The organism is uncultured Hymenobacter sp. (assembly GCF_964242765.1).
In the GTDB taxonomy this organism is placed as follows: Bacteria; Bacteroidota; Bacteroidia; order Cytophagales; family Hymenobacteraceae; genus Hymenobacter.
Genome location: NZ_CAXTBM010000019.1, coordinates 1 through 21,686 on the forward strand (window position 1 = coordinate 1; position 21,686 = coordinate 21,686).

A 21,686-nucleotide genomic window follows, 5' to 3' on the forward strand; every position below is an offset into this window, starting at 1 on the left:
CCGCGCCGCCCGCAACGGCAACCCGCTCGGCTACAGCCCCGACGGCGGCCCGGACCTGTCTTTCGATTTTCCCTTCAATCAAACGGATGCTCCCCAGGCGTATCAGGATGCGGCCATCACCAACCTGTTCGTTTGGAACAACCTGATGCACGACGTAATGGCCCACAAGGGCTTCAACGAAGTGAGCGGCAACTTTCAGGTCACCAACTACACCGGCACCGGCCTTGGCAACGACGATGTGCGGGCGGAAGCGCAGGATGGCGGCGGCACCAACAACGCCAACTTCTCGACCCCCGTTGATGGGTCGCGGCCCCGCATGCAGATGTATCTCTGGCCCGGTGGCGCTGGCAGCATTACGGGCCCCGCTACTATTGCCGGCTCTTTGCCCATGCGCGGCACGGCGTATGGCCGGACTTTGACCGCGGCCGGACCTATTACGGGCAGCGTGGTGCTAGCCAACGACGGCTCGGCCAATCCGCCGCGGAGTTGCAACCCATTGCTGAACGCTGCCGCCATCAACGGCAACATTGCCTTGGTGTACCGGGGCGGCACCTGCTCCACTCCCGCTAAAATCCGAAATGCGCAAAATGCCGGCGCCCGGCTGGTACTTATTGCCGACAGTATCCCGAATACGGCCATTGCCAACTATGGCGGGGCAACCGACACGGTGGGCTTGCGCATCCCTTCGGTTGCTATTTCCAAAGCCGATGGCGACAAAATCAGAGGGGCGCTTACTTCTGGCACCAGCGTTAGCATCACCGTTAGCGGCATCACGCGCGACGGCGACTTCGACAACGGCGTAATTGCCCACGAATACGGCCACGGCATCTCCAACCGCCTCACCGGTGGTCCGGCCGTTGCAAACTGCCTTAACAACGCCGAGCAAATGGGCGAGGGATGGAGCGACTTCTTCGGCCTCTGGATGACCACCAAGCCCGGCGACCAAGGCTTTACCCCGCGCGGTATCGGCAACTACGTGACCGGCGCGGCCACCGATGGCTACGGCATCCGGCCCCAGCGCTACTCGACGGATTTCGCGGTTAACAACCAGACGTATGCCAACATCGGGGTGGCGCCTTACACGGCCGTGCACGCTGTTGGCTCGGTGTGGGCCACCACGCTCTGGGATTTGAACTGGAAGCTGGTAGAGAAATACGGCTACAACCGCAACCTGAAGGCTACCACGGGCGGCAATAACATTGCCCTGAAGCTGGTAATCGATGGGCTGAAGCTGCAAGTGTGCCGGCCGGGCTTCCTCGATGGCCGCGACGCCATCCTCAAAGCCGATTCCATCTATAACAACAAAGCCAACAGCTACCTGATCTGGCAGGTATTTGCCCGCCGCGGCATGGGCATCGATGCTGTTCAGGGCTCCAGCAACCTGCTCACCGACCAAGTGGCCGGCTACCTGATTCCAACGCGGGTGCTGGCTACCCAGCCACAACAGCAGCGCGACGAATTACTGGAGCTATATCCGAACCCCGCCAGCAACGACCTAACGGTGCGCCTGCCCGTAAGCAGCAAAACCCCCGTGCAGATTTCGTTGCTGACCGTATTGGGCAAGACGGTGCAAACCACTGCCGTAGCTTCCGGGCAGTTGCAACAAGGCGCTCATCTGAACACAAGCGACGTGGCTGATGGCCTCTACATTGTGCAGTTACGTTCTTCGGCCGGCACCTTCACCAAGCGGGTGGTAATTCAGCACTAGCCGTACACTCGCTTTCGATTCAACAACAAAACGTCCGTCTAGTCTTTAGGCGGGCGTTTTGTGTTTACTCACAACCGCTTCAGCGTAAACTATTCGAGCCACAGCCCAACTCAATATGCTTGCAAAGGCCGCTTATACAGTTGAAATCCTACTTCCAAGATTACTTGCTGGAGGTTTCGGTTTAGGTAATGCGTCTGCTGTTGCAAACTAACAACCGTGCTGTACTGCGTCAGCCACCATTCGTAGCGGGCATTCACATCAAGCCGCCAGACACTAAAGCCGGTACCTACCTGAATGGCAGCCTGAAGGCGGGGCGGAGCTGCGTCAAGGGCAGTGGCGGCCTCGCGCAGGTCGGAATTCGTGAAGCTTGCTCCACTTGAATTGGTGGAGTTATAGAGGTAGTACCCCACGATCGGCCCCGCAAACAAGCGCAGCGGCCCGGACTGATAGCCACCCAACAAACGTGCATCTAGGTGGCGGATGCGGCGGCCTGAGTAAGGTATAGACCCCGAACTGCATGTTATACCGACTGGGGTTTCCAAAGTCGATACGTAGCCTACTTCGGGCTGGGTGTACCAGCCGCCCCGGCCCAACTGCCAACGCCCAAACAGCGTGATTCCGTTGCCAGTTTCGTCATTGTTTTGGTCGGCCTGCGGGTCAATCGTAACAGAGCCCATCTTAAATTCACGCTGCCCCGTGTGCAGCCGAGCGATGTTGAAGCTGCCACTTATTCCGGCCGCTTGTAATTGTTGACCGTAGCTAGAAGACGCTGCCGAACCTAGTAGCAAACAAGCAATTCCGTAAGTAACTATTGTTTTCATACAGTTGAGAGAACGAGTTTAAGGCTATTGTTGAGGGTAATTCCTTCCGATTCTCAAGGTTGACGGCAACCTTCGAGGCTTGCTTTTAGTCTTGGTAAGCGCCAGAGTCAGTAGGAATACAGCAGGTAAGAAGAACCGTTTCATAGCAATAGATAAAGAGGACTGCATGGGCGCTGCAGCAGATGAACAGCTAGCCCATGCTCCTGTAGCCTTACATAAAGGCAAGCCGCGGTTCAGTATACTTGATTTTCAATAGATTACCTGGCAACTTTATTTCGCCCGGAACGACCACGTAATGCGGAAAGTGGCTACTGTGTCGCCGGCTTGATCGATGCCGGTGCTGGTACAAACCACTATGCGGCCTTCGCCGCTGGCGCGGCTGTCGGCTATGGCTTGGGCAATGCGCAGACCATCTTCGCTGGTGAAAGCAATGAGACCAACGGCTTTCTTGGTGAAATCAGCTTCCAAACCTACGACCAGCATCGAGACGCGGCCGGCGCCTTGGGTGTACATCATGGCCAGCATGCCGCTGGCCATTTCAGCGGCCATGCTCAGGCAGGCAAAGTAGATACTGCGAAACGGGTTCTTAGTAAGATACTTGAATGGCACCGTGATGACGGCTCGTTTCGGGGTAATCTCGCGTAAGCGCAGCCCTGCCAGGTACGCCATGGGCAAACTGCGCAGCATAAATAGGCGCAGTTTCAAAGGCTGGGAAATAGTGCGCCGAAACGCCACCATTGCTGGCGTATCAGGCGGGGCGGCAGGTTGGGGAATGGTCATGAGCGAGTAAGAAAACGCTATAACAAGGGCATACAGTAGCCTAAATGTACTCCTCTGCCTTGGCTTCCCAATCCAGCAAGCAACTTCCACTGCTAGAATCCTACTGTCTTTCGTTAAGTATACTGTAATCGTGTGAGATAACTAAATCGTAGGGTAGAAACCTGAATTTTATACCGTAGATATTATAACAACCCCCCATCCAGTGTAAAACATTGAATAACAAGCTATAACAAAGCATACATAAACTTGAATATAGTATAATTACCTAGGTATTTTTATACATTTTCCCAACAAAAACTAGGATTTAGCAAGAAGGTTTACCTTTCTTAGGAACTCAAATGCCTTTCGTCTACGTCTGGCACCCTATCATCCATATCCTAACTTCTTTACATGCATAACAAATTTTCCACTCAAACACTTCTTCCCGTTTTCGGCTTAGCGCTGCTCTTCACGTTCGGGTGCAGCAAGGAGGACTTAACGCCTTCTGAAAATCCTGGCGTTAGCGCCACGCAAGAGGCCACCCAAGGCCAAGGCACGGTTACTTTGCGCGCCAAACATTACATTATTATTGCCTCCGGCGATAAACTCCCTACCACTATTGCCGAGCAGACCCAAGCCGCTAATGGTAAGGTAACTTCCCTACTCACGGAAGTAGGTATTGCCGCCGCAACTTCCGACGATCCGAATTTCGCGGCGAAAGCCTCTAAAATCTCTGGCGTTCGTTCCGTCGTGCGCGACTTCACCTACCAGGGTGTTGACCCACGGGAAGACCGCTCGGTAGAAGCCGTGGCCGATAACACCAATCCGGCTAGCAGCGGCGACGATGATCCTTTCTTCCGCTATCAGTGGGGTGCTACTGCCATTCAGGCGCCCGAAGCTTGGAATACTGGCGCCAAGGGTGAAGGAGTTGTGGTAGCAGACCTGGACAGCGGCTTCGATTTAACGCATCCTGATTTAAGGGATAACATCCTCGCAGCCTCTAAGTCCTTCGTGCCGGGCGAGACAACTCAATTCACTGGTACCGGCTCCACCCAAGGCACGCACACTGCGGGCACCATTGCTGCCGTTGATAACAACATCGGCGTAATTGGTATTGCCCCGAAAGCAAAGTTGTTGCTGGTTAAGGTACTGGGTGATGCCGGTTCCGGCTCTTTTTCTTGGATGATGAACGGTATTTTGTATGCCGTAGAGCAGAACGCCGACGTTATCAATATGAGCTTGGGCGCCGCATTCCCGCGCAACGGCAAGTTCCTCGACGACAATAACACGCCAAATGATCCTTCGGACGACTTTATAGTAAACGACGCCAAAGCCACGCAAGAGCTGATTGTTGCCATCAACAAGGTAACGAGCTACGCAACCCGCAAGGGCGTAACCATTATTGCTTCGGCCGGCAACGACGCCAACGACGGCAACCACGACCAGTCGCTGGTACACATCCCGGCGGATGCTACGGGCGTGATTTCGATTTCTGCCACGGCTCCGTTCGGTTGGGCCAAGGCTCCGCTAACCGCCAATCTGGATGAGTTGGCTTCTTACTCCAACTACGGTACTTCGGCCATTGATTTCGCAGCTCCAGGCGGTGACTTCGACTACTTCTACGCTTTCGGTGCTGAACCCATTGTTTTCAAGGGTTTGAATCGCGCAGTTTATGTTTTCGACATGGTGCTGAGCACGGACAGAACGGGTGGCTATAGCTGGATGGCTGGCACCAGTATGGCGGCACCACACGCTACTGGCGTTGCCGCCCTCATCATCGGTAAAAATGGTGGTCAGATGGACCCGACTCGGGTGGAGGCTGCACTCCGCGCTTCTTCTGACGACCTAGGCAAGCCGGGCCGCGACGAGCAGTATGGCCACGGCCGCGTGAATGCCTTCCGCGCCGTATCACCAGCTAACTAATTCAATAAGCTACCTCATTAAAAGGTCCTTTCCGGACAGGTGATACCACCTGCTTTGGAAAGGACCTTTTTTGTGATTATCGTGCCGCTCAAACGGCACGAGCAATAATTCTTGGGGGTAGGCCAGCAACGACACGAACTGCTTTCGAGCGCCTTCGGCTGCTCGAAAACTGGTTGCGCAATTTTAGCTTTTCTTTTTTTCCAGCACCAGCACCACTTTATTGAAGTTGGCGGCGGCATTTACTACGTCGCGAAACACTTCGAAATCCTTCTTCGGCCAGCGAATCTGGCGGTAGGCTTCGGTGATGGTTACTTTCACGGTTTGGCCCTGCACATCATACTTCGAGTTGAAGTAGTAGAGTGGCTCTTTGGCATCGGGGCCAGCTTTCACGTCGGCGTTTAGATCTTGCAGATTGCGAATCTGGTAACCCGCCGGCAGTTCCATGGTAATAATGCGGTTGTAGCGGCGGTTGTAGTCGTTCTCCACGTCATACTGCCGGGTTTCGGCTTGGTACAGTTCCGACTGCTGCCCCAGCAAGTCGCCAATTTTGAACAGGTAGCGTTGGCCTGCTTTGTTGAGCAATGCCGCCGATTCCACGCTGGCATCTACCAGGAACGGCTTGTTAAGTGGGCTTAATCCGGCCTCGCCGTTGGTTGCTTTCACGCTTTGGAATGTGGCATCGGGTACACTATTCTTCACCAAGGCTTGTAGAACTTCCGTGCGCTTCTCTTCCGGTATCAACGAGTAGTAGGGCTGAATCTCCTGTGCATGGTAGCCCCCCAGGATTTGATGTAGGTCCACAATGGCCTTGTCTAGCTCCGGCGAGAATTTCACCTTGATGTCCAAGTCGAATGGGCTTTGCTCGGCGCTCAGCGTCGGGATGTCGCGCACCGTGCCCACCACCGATTCAGTGGCGCCCAGCTTCACGGTCCGCACGAACAGGCCTTTATTGGCCGTCCAGCCGGGAGGCACCATGCCGTAACGAAAATCGGGGCGGGCGGGAGCCAGCAGCTGCTTGGTTTCGGGGAAGTAGAGGATGTAGTTGTCGAGGTAGTTCCAGGAATCAAACGATTCGTCGAAGGCGACATCGGAACGGTCGGACGTTACCACCAGCTCATGCTCAATACCGAGGCGCCGGAGCAGGGCGGCAAACAGCCGGGTCATGCCCATTTCGGAGGCGTTGTGCGTGGCAGCTATCCGGGTCAAGTTGAAATCAGCACTTTCCTGAACGTTGAAATTGGTTTTGAGATACTGCTCTAACGCCCGCACCCGGGTTTCCAGATTGCCAACCGGCACCTTGGCGGCCTTCAGTACTTTGTCGGCAGCTTTGGCTTCGTCCTTGGCCAGCGTATAGGTGCTTTCGTGCAGATACTTGCTGGCATCGTCCCAAGTGAAGAGCCGGGTCTGGCCGCGCTGAGCGCTGTAGGCAAGCTTGTATTCCACGCGCATGCGCTCGGCCTCAACGATAGCAAAAGCTTCTTCGCGCACGGCCGGCACGTGGGCCAGTTTCATACGCAGGTGGTGCTTGCCGGCCAACACGGTGTCGCGGGGCGAAGCGGGGCCGTGGTACACGCGGGCGTCGAAAGTGAGTGCCTCCGGCGAAATCAGCTCGAACGTGACGTCCCGCGCTGGCAGGTCGCTCTGCAAATAGTCGCGGCCGAAGAACTTGGGCGCCTGCGCGCGGAAAAACACGTATTCTATTTCCGAGCCTTTCTCGACGCCTTCCACCGCGAAAATCTTGAAGCCGCGGCGGCCGTCTTCGTCCTTCAGCTCCTTTATGTTGCCTTGGTTCACTTCCACTACTTCCCCGCGCGGACTAATGGTGCGGGCTTTCAAGGACAGCAACTGGCCGCCGTCTTCCGGAATATAAATTTTGTTGAACCGCTCAATTCCGTCGGAAGTATTCACGCGCATGATGCGGTGCCCGGTCGAGTACAGCTTCAGGGCTTTTTCTTGGGGGCTATACAGGTATTCGTGGGCCGTGAACTCGCGCAGCACCATAGCTGGGTGCTTCACTTCTTCCTCCGTGATGGCTAGGCGCTTGGTGCGCTTAGCGTCCCAGTCGTAGGAGGCGTATTGCAGCGCAGCCGGCACCGTTTGGGCCAGCACTGAGTTAGCAGTTGTTAGCAAGAATACCACCGCAGTGGCGCGGATAGCAGATAATAGTTTCATAGGTGATAGAAGTAATAGTAGCTGATAGAAACGAGGCCCGAACAACGGTTTCGGCCGACGCGGTTACACCCGCTTTTTCTTGAAAATGACGGTTTCGCGGTAGGCGGCATTCAGCTTTTCAATGCCGGCGTTCCACTGGCCGAACTGCTTGGGTTCCAGCATCAGGTAGTTGATATACACCTCCCGGTCCTGCACAATTTTGTTGCCCTGGCGCTCGTATTTGATGCGGAAGCCAAACAGCGGGTCGTGCGACTCGGCGGTGGCGGGCAAGTACTCCACGTCGTAGCCAGCCGGGATTTCCAGCTCGGTGCGGGTGCGATTTTGGTGAGCATACTCGTTCACGCGGGGCAGGCGGCGCTTGGCGGCGTCAATCTTGTCGTGGGCGTAGGGCTGCTCCAGGTTTAGGTTCACGTAGATTTCGTCGTCGAGCTTCTGCACGTAGTCTTGCAGGCGGTACTCGTAATCGATGGTCAGCGGCTTGTCGTGGGTGTCGAGGTGGCTGACCTTGTAGCTGTCCACGAAGAACTTGTTGTTGCCCCGTTCCAGCAGCGCCTTCACGTACTTGTTTTCCTGCTGCTGATCGAGGCCATCGAGGGCGTAGCTCTGCCGCACTTTCGCGTAGCCGCTGAGCTGCATACTGCCTTTGCCGCGCAGCCCACCCTTGTTGTCCAGCAGCAGCGACGACACATCAGAAATGGGGCTCCGGTCTTTTTCCATCACTGGCACGTCCACCACTTTGCAGGTTGCGCCGTCGATGGCCAGCAAAGCTTCTTTGCCCTGGATGAAAGACGAGGGCATGCCAAAGGGCATGTATTTATTGGTGGCATCCAGGAAAACGTAGTTGCCGGGGCTGGCCTCGTACGTCGTTATCATGTGGTTATCGACGCCCGGCGTGGCTAGCTCGGAGTAGCGGTAGGGCAGGTCGCGGGTTCCTATCCAGGTCAGGTAGGACTTGATGCCCGCCATGCGCAGCATCTCGCAAGTCAGGTTGGCCATATCCTTGCAGTCGCCGTAGCGCTTGGCGTACACCTGGCCGGCGTCGCGGGGGATGAAGCCGCCCATGCCATTCTCGAACGCCACGTAGCGGACGTTGTCTTGTACCCAATAATAGAGGCGCTGCACCCGCTCCTGCTCGGTTTTGGCCCCCACCACCAACGAGTCAACCACCTTATGCAAGGCCGGGCTTTCCGTGGGGTCGAGGTTGTTGACGAAGCTGGAGTACAGATTATACAGTTCGGGCACGCCCGCCAGCATCTTGCGCGCCGGCCCGGCCACCGTGGGCACTTCCTCTATATAGTACACAAGGTGCGGCAGATAGTACGCCGCCTCCGGACCGTCGTCGTCGCGGGGTGGGCTCGGCAGGTTTTCGGCCGTCCAGCGGTAGGTTATCAGGCTGCCTTTTTCCTGCTTGGTGAAGCTGATGGGCGTATTTTCGACGTGGAACAGCTTGTGGCTGACCTTGATGCTGCGCGGCGCAGTAATTGTTAGCTCGGCATGCCGCATCGGCACGTGCGCCCCGAAATAGAAGGGCGCCAAAAAGCGCGGGTCGGGGTGGCGCACAGTATAGTCCGTGACGGTGCGCGCCCCCGGCGACACGGCCGGGAAGCTGAACGTAGTGGCCCGGGTATCATCGTAAAATATACCCGACTGCAACTCGAATTTCTCTTTGAAGTCGTTGACTTTTAGCGTCTTGTAGCCGTTGCCAGCGGGCACCATCGTGCGGGCCTCCAGCTTCTGCAACCGGCTGAAATGCGAATTGAACACCCGCTCGTTGGCGTAAGCCACCGATTGCGCATCTAGGTGTAGCAGGTCTTGGTGATGACGCGCCAAAATCACCACCGAGTCCCCTTTCAGTTCCAAGGTTAGGTCGGTGCGATAATCCAGGTACACCACTTTTTCGCCCGGAAATTGCGCCTGCATTTGCGTTACCAACTGCGCTGGCTGTTGGGCGCGGACCGGCGCGGAACCAATCAATAATCCTAGTTGAAATACCAGCAACGCAACGGCGCGGCTTATTTCCTTACTTGTCTTCCTACACGGACGGCTTCCAGTAAATTTCCCGTTTATTAACTTACCTGGAATTGCAACCCTGACGCCGCTAAATAAAGCATACGCTGGGCTATGAGATAAAAATTGCATCTAATTAAATAATCAAATAACACTAAAGCGTAAGGACCTTACAAACAATACAAGGCACACATTCTTGCAATAATACACAACAGCATCTCGTCCTGAAACAATCAGGCGGATTGGCACAAATAATATTTTTTCAGCTAGCCATGCCGCCTCACCCCTCCTACTGTCCAGCTGTTTTCTTTTGCTTGGCAACTGGTGCAACCGAGTACACCATCAGCTCGCGGTAATTATAAGTAGGATCAGGCTCGCGGCGGAAATCAAGCTCTGCCAACACGCCCACCACTAGCTCGGCGGTAGTATATACGAAGCTGCCATCAAGCAAATGCCCGCCCAAAGTGTGCCCCATTGAGTCGGATACGGCTAGGTGCAGGTGGCTGCCATGGATGGAAAGCGTACCCACCAACGACACTATTTCAAAATGACCCTGATACACGGTCGGGTTTTCCTGGTTGGCAAGCCGTAAGGTAACTTGGGTTAGGCTGCCCACGCACGTTATCATGGCTCCTGCCCTAATCTGGTGCTGCTCCACGAAGGCAGTGAGTTGCTGCCGCAAATCCTGACCGGGTTTCAGGCGCAGCGCACAGGCGCGCATAGAGGAGGCAACAGACTGAGCAAATGGCACATCAGACATAAACAGGGAAGGTTTGAGCGCAAGAGCAGCTAGCTATGAAACCAGTAACAGGAACAAGCACAGCAAGCAGGCAGTTAGGTTGCTTGTAAACACCGAACAAGCAGTACCAACTAAAACCGGCCGTGGATTAACACTGCATTGGTTGATTTCCATTGCAACATTAGCCCACGGCCGGTTTAGATTGGTACTGCTTGTCTTAACGTGCTATACTGGCAAAGCCTGCCTGATCTTACTGATTGAAACGTACGTTGCCGTAGCGGACCCGAATGTTAACATTACTGGCGGCCGGCGTACGGGTTTTCACGACGTTAAAAGTACCCTGCATGTCGCTGGAAACCGGGCTGGTTTCTTCGGCAGCTACACGTACCAGCTTCTTGTCTACGAGCAGCTTGCCGTGCTGGGTATTTACATCGAAATTGAACCCGGCCTCATCCTCGAAATTCAACAGGATGGTGCTGTAACCACCATCCAAGTTGATTTGGCGGAAGTTGCGGCCGGTGTTACGGACCTCGAAATTAGGGCAGTACTGCACCGTCATGTCCAGCTGATTGCTGAGCTTATCAATGCTGAATTTCGAATAGCCCGATGTGCCGCGCAAGTTGCGGACTGTGCCCAGGGCCACGTCGCCGTACTTGCTGTGCACCGTCAGGTCCTGCACGATGCCAATGTTGATATCGGAGTAGTTGTTACGCAAGTCCACGTTCTGACCACCGTCAAGACGCAGGCGAGAGTACGAAGCCTCGATATCCGCTTGGCGCACGTACGGCACAGCCGCCTGGCTGTTGCCGATACGCAGCAAATTTTGCCCTCCTTCGAGGCGCCCGGTACGCAACGTACCGTATTCAACGGCTAGCTCAGTCGGACCTGTCAAGTCACCCAAAATGCTTACCTCCCCAAACGTGTTGTGAATGTTCACGGGCGTATTGCGGGGCAGCCATACGGTGTAGTTCACCTCGTATAGCTTGGTCCGGCTCCAGCACCCGTGCGGCATCGTGCCGAACTTCGACCGAGCCAATATGCCCCCGGTGGTTGGGTCTGTTTCCAGCACCTGCACCTGAATCATTTGTTGGAGTTGCTGCGCTTTCTCGTCGGTGTCGGCGCGGGTGATAATGTCTACATCGGTTCGGATTTCCGGCCGATTCCATACGTTCACCTGCACTCGGCCGTAGCGTGTAATCAAGTGAAACGGCTTGCCATTGGGCACCGCAAAGGTGCGGCTTAGCTTACGAGTCCGTTCGGCGGCCGGCACAGCTGAATCCTCGTTCTGCTGCGTTTGTTGCGGATCCTGTGCCTGCTCCAACGAAGCTTGCTGGCAACGCCCATCAGGTACTTCCGGCCCCCCGCCTTGCGGCCAGAAAACGGGAATTTCCGCACCAGACTGCTGATAGTACTGAATTTCGGCTGAAGTATGCGTGCGAACTGGCTCCTTCGCTTGCTGCTGCGCCTGCACGGTATTGCTAGCTGCCCCTAAGCAGCTTAGCGCCAGCACGCGGCTGGCCCACAGAAAAGTGCGGCGGGAATAGCTCATGGCATAGGGCGGTTATCGGCAACCATCAGCGACTGGGCATTGTAATCTTGTACCTGCTCGCGGGTGCGAGCTTGCTGATTCAAAATGTCGAGGCGGATTTGCAAGTTGCGGTTCATAGCTTCCAGCACTACGTCGGGCTCCGGGTTACGATACAGCTCCACCTTCAACTGGCGGTAAGTGGAATCCAAGCTGGCTAACTCATGCTGCCAATCAGCAGTAGAAGGAACGCTGGCTACGGCCGTAGCCGCTTCTAGCTGGCGCAACTGATTTTGCCGCTCACTGATTTCGGCGGCGTAGTAGGTTTCCATGCGGCGCACGGCAGCAGCCAAGTGCTGAGTTGAAGCCTCCGCTGCATTCGCTACTGGTGAGGCACCGAAGTACAGTCCGGCACTCGCGTCGTCCATATCGGTGGATGGCGCCGCTAGCACCAGCGGCGAAGTGCCCATATTGGCCCAGCCAGTTGTCTGTTGCTCATTGCTCCACATGGCGCCAGCACCAGCCAACACCAATAAGGCTATAGCTGCTGCCATACCGGGGCGGGGCAGCCACTTGTTGCCAGTGGCTTTCACTGGCTTTGCCGGCGCCACCTGCGGTACGTCAGGATATAGTTTTACAATGCGCAATGATTCAGTTGCCGCTTCTTCGGAGGCGGGAGTTACAGTACTGGCCGTGGGTGCAGCCAGTTGCTGTTCAATGTTGTCCCACAAATCCGGGCGCGGCTCGAACGCATCGAAGTCGGCGCGGTGCCGCTCGATGAAATTCTCCAGTCCGGTTTCTTTGTCGTTCATAATGGGGTGGTACTAGGCACGTGGTTTATATCAACCCGTCGCGCCCCGTCGTTTTGGGGTGGGCGGTGCACGGCAGGTGATGTAAAAAGAGGGTTGAAAGTGTATTTAGGAAGTAAGGCCGCGCTGACAAGCCAGTTCTAGCAGCTTTTTACGGGCCCGGCTGTACTGCGACTTAGAAGTGGATTCCGTGATACCTAGAATGCTGGCAATTTCGGCGTGGTCATAGCCTTCAAGCAGATACAAAGTCAGCACCACCCGATAGCCATCCGGCAATTCTTGTACGCAGCGCCGCACCACATCGGCTCGCCACTGCACCCCTTCCATATCAGCAGCATGATCAGGCAGATCGAAGCTGGCTGCATCGTGCTGTTCGCTTAAGGGCACTAGCTGCAAACGCCGATTGCGCAGACAGTTAATACTTTTGTTGATGACTATCCGTTTCAGCCAGCTACCAAAAGATGAATCTCCTTTGTAACTGTGCAGTTCCCGGAAAGCACTTAGAAACGACTCTTGCAGCACGTCCTCGGCCTCGGCGTAATCACCGGTAATGCGCAATGAGGCGTTGAACATGGCTTTCGAGTAGCGCTTGTAAATTTCGGCCTGCGCCCGTCGGTCGCCCAGGCGGCACCGTTCAACCAACGGGGCATTGATATCTGTATACGCAAAAGCTTCCATAGCGTCGGGCGAAGGCAGCGAATTAGTGGATGGATGATCGTAAATATCCAACTTTCCAAGCAAAGCCGCCAGACGGTAGCGAACATGCAAGCGAAAGACCTAGTCAGCGAGCGAGAGGTTGCACAGTATCAGCAAAAATTGGCTAGCGCTAGCATCTGAAAATTTTATATTCTTGCTTTTATCTACTCACTATGAAAATCACCTTTGTTACAGCCTGGAAAGTTTGAAGAAGGTGAAGCTTACCGCCTCTACTATGTCTTCCACTAAGGCTCTATCCTTTTGCTCAAGGGCCACAGCGACATCAAAATAGCCAATTAAAGAACAGGCCCGCTTGGTCGTACCAAGCGGGCCTGTTCCTTGTGCTATGAGCTAGAAAGTAAGCTACTACCTATATATCGAACTTGATGCCTTGGGCTAGGGGCAGTTGGGTGCTGTAGTTGATGGTATTGGTTTGGCGACGCATGTATATCCGCCACGCATCGGAACCGGATTCCCGGCCTCCACCGGTTTCCTTTTCCCCACCAAAGGCGCCACCGATTTCTGCCCCGCTCGTACCAATATTAACGTTGGCAATTCCGCAGTCGGAACCGGTGTGCGCCAGGAAGGCCTCGGCTTCGCGCATGTTCAGGGTGAAGATACTGGACGAGAGGCCCTGCCGCACCCCATTTTGCAGCGCTATGGCTTCTTCTACCTCCCCGCTATACTGAATCAAGTACAGGATGGGGGCGAAGGTTTCTTCCTGCACCGTGTGGTAATGGTTTTCGGCCTCTACCAGCGCCGGCTGCACGTAGGTACTCGTCTCGTAGCCAGCACCCGACAACACTTCGCCCCCGATGAGTAGCTTACCGCCTTCGGCTTGCACACTCGCCAGGGCGTTCGTGAAGTTTTGTACGGCGCCTTGGTCGATTAGCGGGCCTACCAAAGTACCTTCCTGCAAGGGGTTACCAATGGGCAGGTTCGGGTAGATCCTTAAGAGGCGAGCCTTCACCTCTTCGAACACGCTAGCGTGAATAATGACCCGGCGGGTAGTGGTGCAGCGCTGCCCGGCCGTGCCCACGGCGCCAAACACAATGGCCCGGATGGCAATATCAAGGTCGGCATGTTCGGTGACGATAATGGCGTTGTTGCCGCCTAGCTCCAGCAAAGCCCGGCCGAGGCGGGCCCCTACCACTTCGCCTACTTTCTTGCCCATCCGGGTGCTGCCCGTAGCCGATATCAGCGGCACGCGGCTGTCAGCGGCCATTCGGGCCCCAATTTCGGCCTCGCCGACTACTAGGTTGAAGATGCCCTCCGGCAGTTGGTTTTCGCGCAGTACATCAGCCAAAATATGTTGCACGGCTACCGCAGTAAGCGGGGTTTTCTCGGAAGGCTTCCAAATGCACACGTCACCGCACACAGCCGCTAGCATAGCGTTCCAACTCCAGACAGCCACCGGAAAGTTGAATGCCGAGATGATGCCAACTATGCCTAGCGGATGGTACTGCTCATACATGCGGTGCGCGGGCCGCTCCGAGTGCATCGTGAAGCCGTGCAACTGCCGCGAGAGGCCCACTGCAAAGTCACAGATATCTATCATCTCCTGCACTTCGCCCAGACCTTCCTGCAAGATCTTGCCCATCTCATAGCTCACAAGTTTACCTAGCGGCTCTTTGTGCTCGCGGAGCTTGTTGCCGATCTGGCGTACTATTTCTCCGCGTTTTGGGGCGGGTACTGTGCGCCAGGTAGTGAATGCAGCTTGCGCTGTTGCCACCACGTGGTCGTAGTCGGCGGCGGTAGCTAAAGCCACCGTGCCAATGCGGCGACCATCCGCAGGCGAGTAAACCGTTTTGGAATGGCCATCGGTGGCACTGCTCCATTGCAAACCAGTGCTCCAAGCGCCATTAGCGGCTTGCACTCCTAGTTCGCGCAGTACTTGTTGGATGCCGTGTGGATCGTGCGCTTGTACATTGGTGCCAGTAGCAGCTGCTTCCTCTAAGGCTTGTTTCATACTATTAAGAATAGAATGGGTTGGGGTTGGTAAAAGTACTGTCCTTCTTGAATAAGATTAGTTGCCCTATGCACGGCTAGCGCCTTTTACGGTCTGAAACAAGACGGCTCCCTCTTATAGGGGAGGCCTTACTATGGTACTTTTTCAATAATTGTATAAAGTATATCCCTCCGTATATTACGTGCAAATCGTGTTATAGCTCTGCTTGTCATAGCAAATCATTTTTTTTATCATTACATCGGATTTTAAGACGCTTTGGATTATGCCGTTTCCCGCTTTTGCTACCTCGCCTGTTGCTACTTACGCTGAATACCTGAACCTGGCCTATCGTCCCGATTTACAAATGGTTGTGTTGCGCTGGCTGCGCGATGCCTCCCTATCTGAATTGCAAGTAGCTCATCATGCAGCGCTGGAGTTAGCGTTGCACCATAAAGCTACTTTCTGGTTTGTGGATGTGCGTCGTCGATTAACTGTTAATAACATGCACACACGTTGGGTGACCGATGATTTTTTACCACAGGCCGCGGCCTTGCTACCGGCAGACGGACTTCGAGTGGCCTACTTGATGTCTCCTAACCGGCAGCGCATTATTAATTCCGACCCGGATATGCAGCCAATCGTCGCGCGCGCCTTACACACAAATCAGTCCTATCGTTTGCGCGTCTTCCTAGACGAAGCCTCTGCTATGGCATGGCTACTCGACAGTTAACTGGTAACTCAGTTTGCACCTCAGAAACAGCTACACTTCAGCAACAGAAAATAGAGACCGTACCTGATAATTACTCTGTCGTCGGCTTTCATGGTGCTATCTCACTATGATGTCAGTCGGGAGGAAGCTTGCTCTCATCACCACGTGTTATCCGACAAGCACAATGCAGCCCCAGACCCATACCATCGCTGACCACCTCTCGCTTACCTACCGCCCCGATTTGGGTGTACTCATTGCCCGATGGCAGCGGCCCGTAACTCTAGAGGAACTACAAGTTGGTTACCGCGCCTTAGCCGACGAAGCCGAGCGCGTGGGCACGGTGCGCTGGCTGCTCGATACGCGGGCCCTCAGGGTAAACAAAGAAGCTGGTCAGTGGGTGAACGACATGTTCTTCCCAACCCTTGCGGCCCGCTTTAGGGAGCCCCTTCGCATGGCCTATATGGTACCACCTGATAGCCAACGGCTTCTGCGCACCGACGCCGAAATGGCAGCGCTGCTCAAGCGGTTCGAGCAAAATATGTTTCCTTATTGCTTTCAGCTCTTCGATCAGGAGGGCGAGGCCCAAAGTTGGTTGGCCACACCTATCACCTAAGGATAGTGAAGTACGGGTGGGCTGTCTAATTTCGAGAGACGTCCTTTGTTGAGAGGGATAAGCGTCTTGCTAAGTAAAGGTAATAACTTCGTGCTAAGCTTATTATAGCAGCTCGACTGCTAATTATTGAGTCGCCCTTTGTTCTATACTACGCTTCACTCTTATCTCTCTACTAAGTTCAACATTCATATGCACGCTGTAATGTCGCCCGTGAGTTGCACCATCCAGTATCGCCCAGATCTGAATATTCTGGTGGTACGCTGGCCCGATGATGCGGCCTTGCTTCAATTGCAAGCCGACTTCACCGCAGTGCTGGCTGCCGCTCAGGAACACAACGCGGCACACTGGCTGCTCGACGTTCGTCGACGGGAACGTATCAGCCTGGAATTAGGTCGTTGGACTACCACTCTTTTCTACCCGCAAGCAGCCAGTCGCTTAGCGCCTAAAGTGTTGCACATCAGCGTACTGTGTTCCCCAGCGCGCATGGCCGTTTATGCTGGCGACCCAGTGCAGATGCAATACCTTACGTACGGTTTGGCTCCTGAGCGGCCTTATTTCATGCGCCTGTTCGGCGACGAAGGCTCGGCCATGGAATGGCTTCGCTCCAAGCTTTAAACGTGCCGCCCTTACTTATTATACTGCTTAATAAACACAAAAAAGCTTCTGCTGTGTAGCAGAAGCTTTTTTGTGTTTTAATGTCTGAAGGTTACTCGGCCTGCCCGATGGGGTAATATGCCTTACGGCCGTCGGGATACACCCCTTCCACAAGGGCGCCTTCGCTGCTCTTAGCTGCTTCAAGAAATTTCTCTACATCCTGGGGTTTCGTTACCCGGTTCTTGTCGATGCGAGTGATAATAAAACCGTCGGCAATACCAGTTTCACGGAAATTAGATTTGCCGATGCCGCTGATTTTGGCGCCGCCATCCAAGCCGAGCTTGTTCATTTCCTGCTTGCTTACGGGCACTAACGTGGCACCTTCGTATTTGATGGCCGCGCTAACCTCCTCGCGAATAATGTCGGTAGTACCAGTTGCATTGCGCAGGGTGGCAGTAGCCGTCCGGGCATCACTGCCACGCAAGTAAGTCACCTTGATCTTGTCGCCAGGCCGGAAGCGGGCTACCTGCTCCTGTAGTTGCGACGAGGTATTAACTTTAGTACCATTGATTTCGGTGATGATGTCACCAGGCTTAATGCCTGCCTCAGACGCCGAACTGCCTTCCGTCAAGGACTGAACATAGACACCATTGAGGGTGGAAAGCTTTTTCTCGGAGGCCAACGTAGCGTCAACTTCCTGAATGCTCACACCCAATAGCGCGCGCTGTACCACTTTATATTTCAGCAAGTCGTCGATCACCTTGCTCACGATAGAGCTAGGCACAGCAAACGAGTAGCCCACAAACGAACCCGTTTGAGAGGCAATAGCCGAGTTAATTCCAATTAAGTCACCGTTCAGGTTTACGAGGGCACCGCCGGAGTTACCAGGGTTTACCACCGCATCAGTCTGCAAGAACGACTCGATGCCCATGCCTTTCTGGTCGCGCAAGATACTGATATTCCGGCCTTTGGCCGAAATAATACCTGCCGTAACAGTGGAGTTGAGGTTGAACGGGTTACCTACAGCCAGCACCCACTCACCTACTTTCACTTGGTCGGAGTTGCCGTAGCGAATGAAAGGCAGGTTATCGGCTTTCACCTTGAGCAGAGCCAAGTCAGTGGTTGGGTCAGTGCCTACTAGCTCGGCGTCAAATTTACGCTTGTCATCCATGACGACCGTAATCTTGTCAGCCTTGTCGATTACGTGGTTGTTTGTAACGATATAGCCATTGGCCGCAATGATAACGCCCGAGCCGGAACCCTGCTGTACACCTTGCCCTTGGCCACGGCCATGATATTGCTCGAAATCATCGCCGAAGAACTGTCGCAGGAAGGGGTCCATCTGCGCGCTACCGTTTTGGCTAGGCTTCGGAGCGTACTCTGTTGTTACGTGCACTACCGCTGGCGTCACAGATGCTGCTGCTGCTGTGAAGTTAAGACCTTCGGGTACCACGTAATTGCTGCTGCGTAGTTCACTCGTATACCGAACGTTAGGGTCGGCCGCTACGGATTGGGGCGTAATGGCACGCTCTGGCTCCAGCAGCTTGTACCCACCCACTGCGACACCGCCGCCAAGGATAGCAGAACCGAGCAGACCGAGCATCATTTGTTTTGCTTGCATGGGTAATATAATAGTTGAAGAAGGAAAAGAAGAGACTCTAATTTACAAATCCAGCCTGAAAAGCAAATGAAACTGCTTGTCTATTCTGCTGTTAACGAAAGATGCGCACCAACTGGTATCGGGTTGCACCAAGAGAAGAGTTTTTGGTTGCCTATTTCGAGCTTGCAGTTGTTGTCCAACACTTTTCAAAACAACTACAGCTCAATAAGTGAATAGGAACTGTATGTACAACACGCGAAGCAAGTAAAAAGGCACCCGTCCGGATGCCTTTTTTTTAACTTTTAGCACGCTTAGCGGACTTCGATGTGGTGCTTCGTTACTTTTTTGCTGTCAAACGGTAATGTTACGCGTAAGATACCATCGGTGAGTTGGGCATCAATAGCGGTTACATCAACGGTTTCTGGGAGGCGGAAGCTGCGGGAGAAGCTACCAAAACCGGTTTCAATGCGGCGGAACTTAGGCGCATTCTCTTCCTCTATAGAGGTTTTGCGCTCACCGCTGATAATCAGGTGGCCTTCGTGAAAATCAATTTTCACGTCTTCTTTCACTACGCCGGGCAGTGCTAGGTGCAGTTCGAAACCTTGTTGTGCTTCCAGCACGTCGGCGGCAGGCACAAAAGATTTAGCGGGCTCCGTAGCGGCTGGCAAGGTGTCGCGCAGCATATCATTCAGCAGTGAGTTGAAAGCACGTGTAGAACGAAGAGCCGGACGGTTATTATACAGCAGAGTTGCCATGGTGTTGATACTGTTAAAGTCAGAGTTAATGTTTTCCCTTGCGGGTACACTCTCTTTCTATAAAATCTGTACCAGAAGTCTTATGGCAAACTCATTAAGACATTTTGTCTTAATGAGTTAATATTTGTTACAAATTATATTCAGCTTAGTTACCTGCAATCTTCTATACAAGCCTACCAAGCGACAAAATTGCTTCTATCTTCTCATGCCATAATGACACAAATAGAATCTAATGTTGCGTTGGCAACTGAAAGCGGTCCTTTTCTGCACTACTGCTAAACAGTGTCAAGCGTAGGTCCAACCCAAGTGTGGGCGTTAGAAGATTGGTTTGGCCACCTCTGATTTGCTGGCCATTGGCATCGTACTGCGGTAAAGAATTAACGTAGCTGGTTTGCGAAGCTACCCAGGGCGTGAAGTCAAAATGAGGCGAAACCCGCACGCCTACTTCAGCCCGCAAATTACCGAAGTCGATAACCCGCTCTTTGGGTTGGTTTTCGTCGCGCTGTAGCCGCAGATACGTCACGGCTTCGTAGGCAAGCCGGGGCCGCAGAGCCAGCTTCGCGCCCAACGGAAACATTCGGTCCATATCAAGGCGCAGTCGGGTGAGGGCACGATCTTCGTTGCTACTACCCAATACGTCGAACGTAGTGGCGTATTCCAACCCGAGGCGCTGCCCGAAGTTAAAGGCTCCAATTTTGCCGCTGTGCCGCACGAGCAAGCCAGGCGTGATGTTTCCTTCCAAGCCTAAAATGTCGCCGTAGCTATAATTGCTGCCACCTAGCACACGAAATGTAGCGCCGGCACTCCATTGCTGGCTCCAGAAGTGTTCGTAGCCCAACCGCAACTGACCACCAGCAAACGTGGCACCTCCATCGGGCGATGCTATTAGGTTGAACCCTGCCAGCACATAATCGGCCCCTTTGAGAGCTAGTTCTACTTGCGCCTCCGGCACCAGCAACAAGTCATTTACCCCGCGGCGTTGCGCGGTAGCAGCACTAGCCAAAAGTACTCCACCAGCAACCCACAGGAACCTAGATATATAATGCACTGCAAATAGATTAAGGACGATAAACAGCGCGAAAAGCTATTAGCTGGCTAGTTCCTGCAACGTAAGCCAAGCCATAAGGCCGGGCCCCGTTTCCAAGGATTTAGGCTCGACGTCGAAGGTAGGCGTGTGCACAGAAGAAGCAAAGCGACCATCAATGGCACGAGTGCCGAGGCGGTAGAAGCAGGCGTCCGCGGCTTGCGAGAAGTAGGCAAAGTCTTCGGCGGCCAACCACTGATCGAGCTCAATTACGTTTTCGGCCCCTAGGTATTGTTCGGCGGCGGCACGGACGCGGGCGGTTAGTTGCGGCTCGTTCTCCAGGTACGGGTAGCCCCGCCGGATTTCCAACTCGCAGGTTGCCCCCATCGAATCAGCCAAGCCCTCGCAGAGACGACGCAGATGTTCGTGGGCCTCGTTGCGCCAGTCCTCGTTTAGAGTGCGGAAGGTACCTTCTATGTAAACTTCATTGGGAATAACGTTGGTAGCGCCGTTGGCGATAACCTTTCCAAAGGAAAGCACGGAAGGCATCTTCGGACTGGCCCGGCGACTCACAATTTGCTGGGCGGCCACAATGAGGTGCGCGGCTACCAGCACTGGGTCCAGGTTCATCTCGGGCATGGCGCCGTGGCCGCCTTTGCCGCGAACGGTCAGGTACAGTTCGTCGGTGCTGGCCATGTAGCGGCCCGGCCGAATGCCTATCTGTCCCGCAGGCAGCATTGGAAAGACATGCTGACCAAGCACGCTAGCAGGCTTAGGATTCTCAAGGACGCCTTCTTTGATCATCAAAGATGCTCCCCCCGGCAACAGTTCTTCGCCCGGCTGAAACATCAGCTTCACAGTGCCCTCAAACTCGTTGCGTAGCTGCGTCAGAATGCGAGCCGTGCCGAGTAGCGACGAAGTATGTACATCGTGACCGCAGGCGTGCATTACCCCCGGCTTGGTGGATTTGTAGGGCACGTTGTTCTGCTCCGTGATGGGTAAGGCATCCATGTCGGCGCGTAAGGCAACTGTGCGAATACTCGGGTTGCGTCCTTCGATGAGCGCCACAACTCCGGTAGTAGCAATTGGCTGGGGCGCGAGCCCTATCTTGGTTAACTCGGCCGTAACGAAAGCCATGGTATTAAACTCCTGAAACGAGAGTTCCGGATTGGCGTGTAAGTGCTGGCGCAATGCTACCGTGTCGGCGGCCGTTTCAGTTGCCAGGGCTTTGATGCGAGAAAGCAGGTGTTGCATAGCTAGTAACACCAAGTCTTGGTTGGTGAG

Annotated in this window: 18 protein-coding genes; 5 read left to right on the top strand and 13 right to left on the bottom strand. The window is 54.4% G+C overall.

The window, feature by feature from the left end:
• The coding region (locus ACFE7X_RS10010) for a M36 family metallopeptidase (protein ID WP_375435542.1) at positions 1 to 1,708 on the top strand (1,708 nt) is incomplete at its 5' end.
• 110 nt (positions 1,709 to 1,818) lie between these two features.
• On the opposite strand, the gene ACFE7X_RS10015 is transcribed toward ACFE7X_RS10010, so the two are convergent.
• Both ACFE7X_RS10015 and ACFE7X_RS10020 read right to left on the bottom strand, forming a co-directional pair.
• Entirely contained in the window at positions 1,819 to 2,529 is a 711-nt protein-coding gene (locus ACFE7X_RS10015) for a hypothetical protein (protein ID WP_375435543.1), read from the bottom strand.
• 270 nt (positions 2,530 to 2,799) lie between these two features.
• On the bottom strand, positions 2,800 to 3,309 hold the full coding sequence (locus tag ACFE7X_RS10020; RefSeq protein WP_375435544.1) for a DUF4442 domain-containing protein: 510 nt from the start codon (positions 3,307 to 3,309) through the stop codon (positions 2,800 to 2,802).
• Positions 3,310 to 3,699: 390 nt separating this feature from the next.
• Between ACFE7X_RS10020 and ACFE7X_RS10025 the strand changes: the two genes are divergently transcribed.
• Complete coding sequence (locus ACFE7X_RS10025) at positions 3,700 to 5,211, top strand: S8 family serine peptidase (RefSeq protein WP_375435545.1); 1,512 nt, start codon at positions 3,700 to 3,702, stop codon at positions 5,209 to 5,211.
• Positions 5,212 to 5,394: 183 nt separating this feature from the next.
• Here ACFE7X_RS10025 and ACFE7X_RS10030 read toward each other — a convergent pair whose 3' ends face one another.
• The 7 genes from ACFE7X_RS10030 to ACFE7X_RS10060 all read right to left on the bottom strand — a co-directional run bounded on the left by ACFE7X_RS10030 (position 5,395) and on the right by ACFE7X_RS10060 (position 15,128).
• Entirely contained in the window at positions 5,395 to 7,383 is a 1,989-nt protein-coding gene (locus ACFE7X_RS10030; RefSeq protein WP_375435546.1) for a DUF3857 domain-containing protein, read from the bottom strand.
• 63 nt (positions 7,384 to 7,446) lie between these two features.
• Positions 7,447 to 9,381: a DUF3857 domain-containing protein gene (locus ACFE7X_RS10035; protein ID WP_375435547.1), complete on the bottom strand. Its 1,935-nt coding sequence runs from the start codon at positions 9,379 to 9,381 to the stop codon at positions 7,447 to 7,449.
• A gap of 298 nt (positions 9,382 to 9,679) precedes the next feature.
• On the bottom strand, positions 9,680 to 10,150 hold the full coding sequence (locus ACFE7X_RS10040; protein WP_375435548.1) for a PPC domain-containing DNA-binding protein: 471 nt from the start codon (positions 10,148 to 10,150) through the stop codon (positions 9,680 to 9,682).
• A gap of 229 nt (positions 10,151 to 10,379) precedes the next feature.
• Entirely contained in the window at positions 10,380 to 11,678 is a 1,299-nt protein-coding gene (locus tag ACFE7X_RS10045) for a hypothetical protein (RefSeq protein ID WP_375435549.1), read from the bottom strand.
• On the bottom strand, positions 11,675 to 12,466 hold the full coding sequence (locus tag ACFE7X_RS10050; RefSeq protein ID WP_375435550.1) for a hypothetical protein: 792 nt from the start codon (positions 12,464 to 12,466) through the stop codon (positions 11,675 to 11,677). Before ACFE7X_RS10050 ends, ACFE7X_RS10045 begins: the two co-directional genes overlap by 4 nt.
• A 105-nt stretch (positions 12,467 to 12,571) precedes the next feature.
• Positions 12,572 to 13,141 (bottom strand): RNA polymerase sigma factor, encoded by a 570-nt coding sequence (locus ACFE7X_RS10055; RefSeq protein WP_375435551.1) that lies wholly within the window; start codon positions 13,139 to 13,141, stop codon positions 12,572 to 12,574.
• 388 nt (positions 13,142 to 13,529) lie between these two features.
• Positions 13,530 to 15,128, bottom strand: a complete 1,599-nt coding sequence (locus ACFE7X_RS10060) for an aldehyde dehydrogenase family protein (protein ID WP_375435552.1) — start codon at positions 15,126 to 15,128, stop codon at positions 13,530 to 13,532.
• Between the two features lie 262 nt (positions 15,129 to 15,390).
• Between ACFE7X_RS10060 and ACFE7X_RS10065 the strand changes: the two genes are divergently transcribed.
• The 3 genes from ACFE7X_RS10065 to ACFE7X_RS10075 all read left to right on the top strand — a co-directional run bounded on the left by ACFE7X_RS10065 (position 15,391) and on the right by ACFE7X_RS10075 (position 17,044).
• The gene (locus ACFE7X_RS10065; RefSeq protein ID WP_375435553.1) at positions 15,391 to 15,837 is read left to right on the top strand and encodes a hypothetical protein; all 447 of its coding nucleotides are present in this window, start codon (positions 15,391 to 15,393) and stop codon (positions 15,835 to 15,837) included.
• Between the two features lie 163 nt (positions 15,838 to 16,000).
• Positions 16,001 to 16,429 carry an STAS/SEC14 domain-containing protein gene (locus ACFE7X_RS10070; RefSeq protein ID WP_375435554.1) on the top strand — a complete coding sequence of 143 codons (429 nt, stop codon included), beginning with the start codon at positions 16,001 to 16,003 and terminating at the stop codon, positions 16,427 to 16,429.
• A 189-nt stretch (positions 16,430 to 16,618) separates the two neighbouring features.
• Positions 16,619 to 17,044, top strand: coding sequence for a hypothetical protein (locus ACFE7X_RS10075; RefSeq protein ID WP_375435555.1), 426 nt, complete (start codon positions 16,619 to 16,621; stop codon positions 17,042 to 17,044).
• Between the two features lie 91 nt (positions 17,045 to 17,135).
• Here the strand turns inward: ACFE7X_RS10075 and ACFE7X_RS10080 are convergent, their stop codons facing one another.
• From ACFE7X_RS10080 to ACFE7X_RS10095, 4 genes are all read right to left on the bottom strand, one after another.
• Positions 17,136 to 18,644, bottom strand: a complete 1,509-nt coding sequence (locus ACFE7X_RS10080) for a Do family serine endopeptidase (protein ID WP_375435556.1) — start codon at positions 18,642 to 18,644, stop codon at positions 17,136 to 17,138.
• A gap of 290 nt (positions 18,645 to 18,934) precedes the next feature.
• Positions 18,935 to 19,378 (bottom strand): Hsp20/alpha crystallin family protein, encoded by a 444-nt coding sequence (locus ACFE7X_RS10085; protein ID WP_375435557.1) that lies wholly within the window; start codon positions 19,376 to 19,378, stop codon positions 18,935 to 18,937.
• A gap of 229 nt (positions 19,379 to 19,607) precedes the next feature.
• Positions 19,608 to 20,426, bottom strand: coding sequence for a hypothetical protein (locus tag ACFE7X_RS10090; protein WP_375435558.1), 819 nt, complete (start codon positions 20,424 to 20,426; stop codon positions 19,608 to 19,610).
• A 39-nt stretch (positions 20,427 to 20,465) separates the two neighbouring features.
• Positions 20,466 to 21,656, bottom strand: coding sequence for a M20 family metallopeptidase (locus tag ACFE7X_RS10095; RefSeq protein ID WP_375435559.1), 1,191 nt, complete (start codon positions 21,654 to 21,656; stop codon positions 20,466 to 20,468).
• Positions 21,657 to 21,686 lie beyond the last annotated feature (30 nt).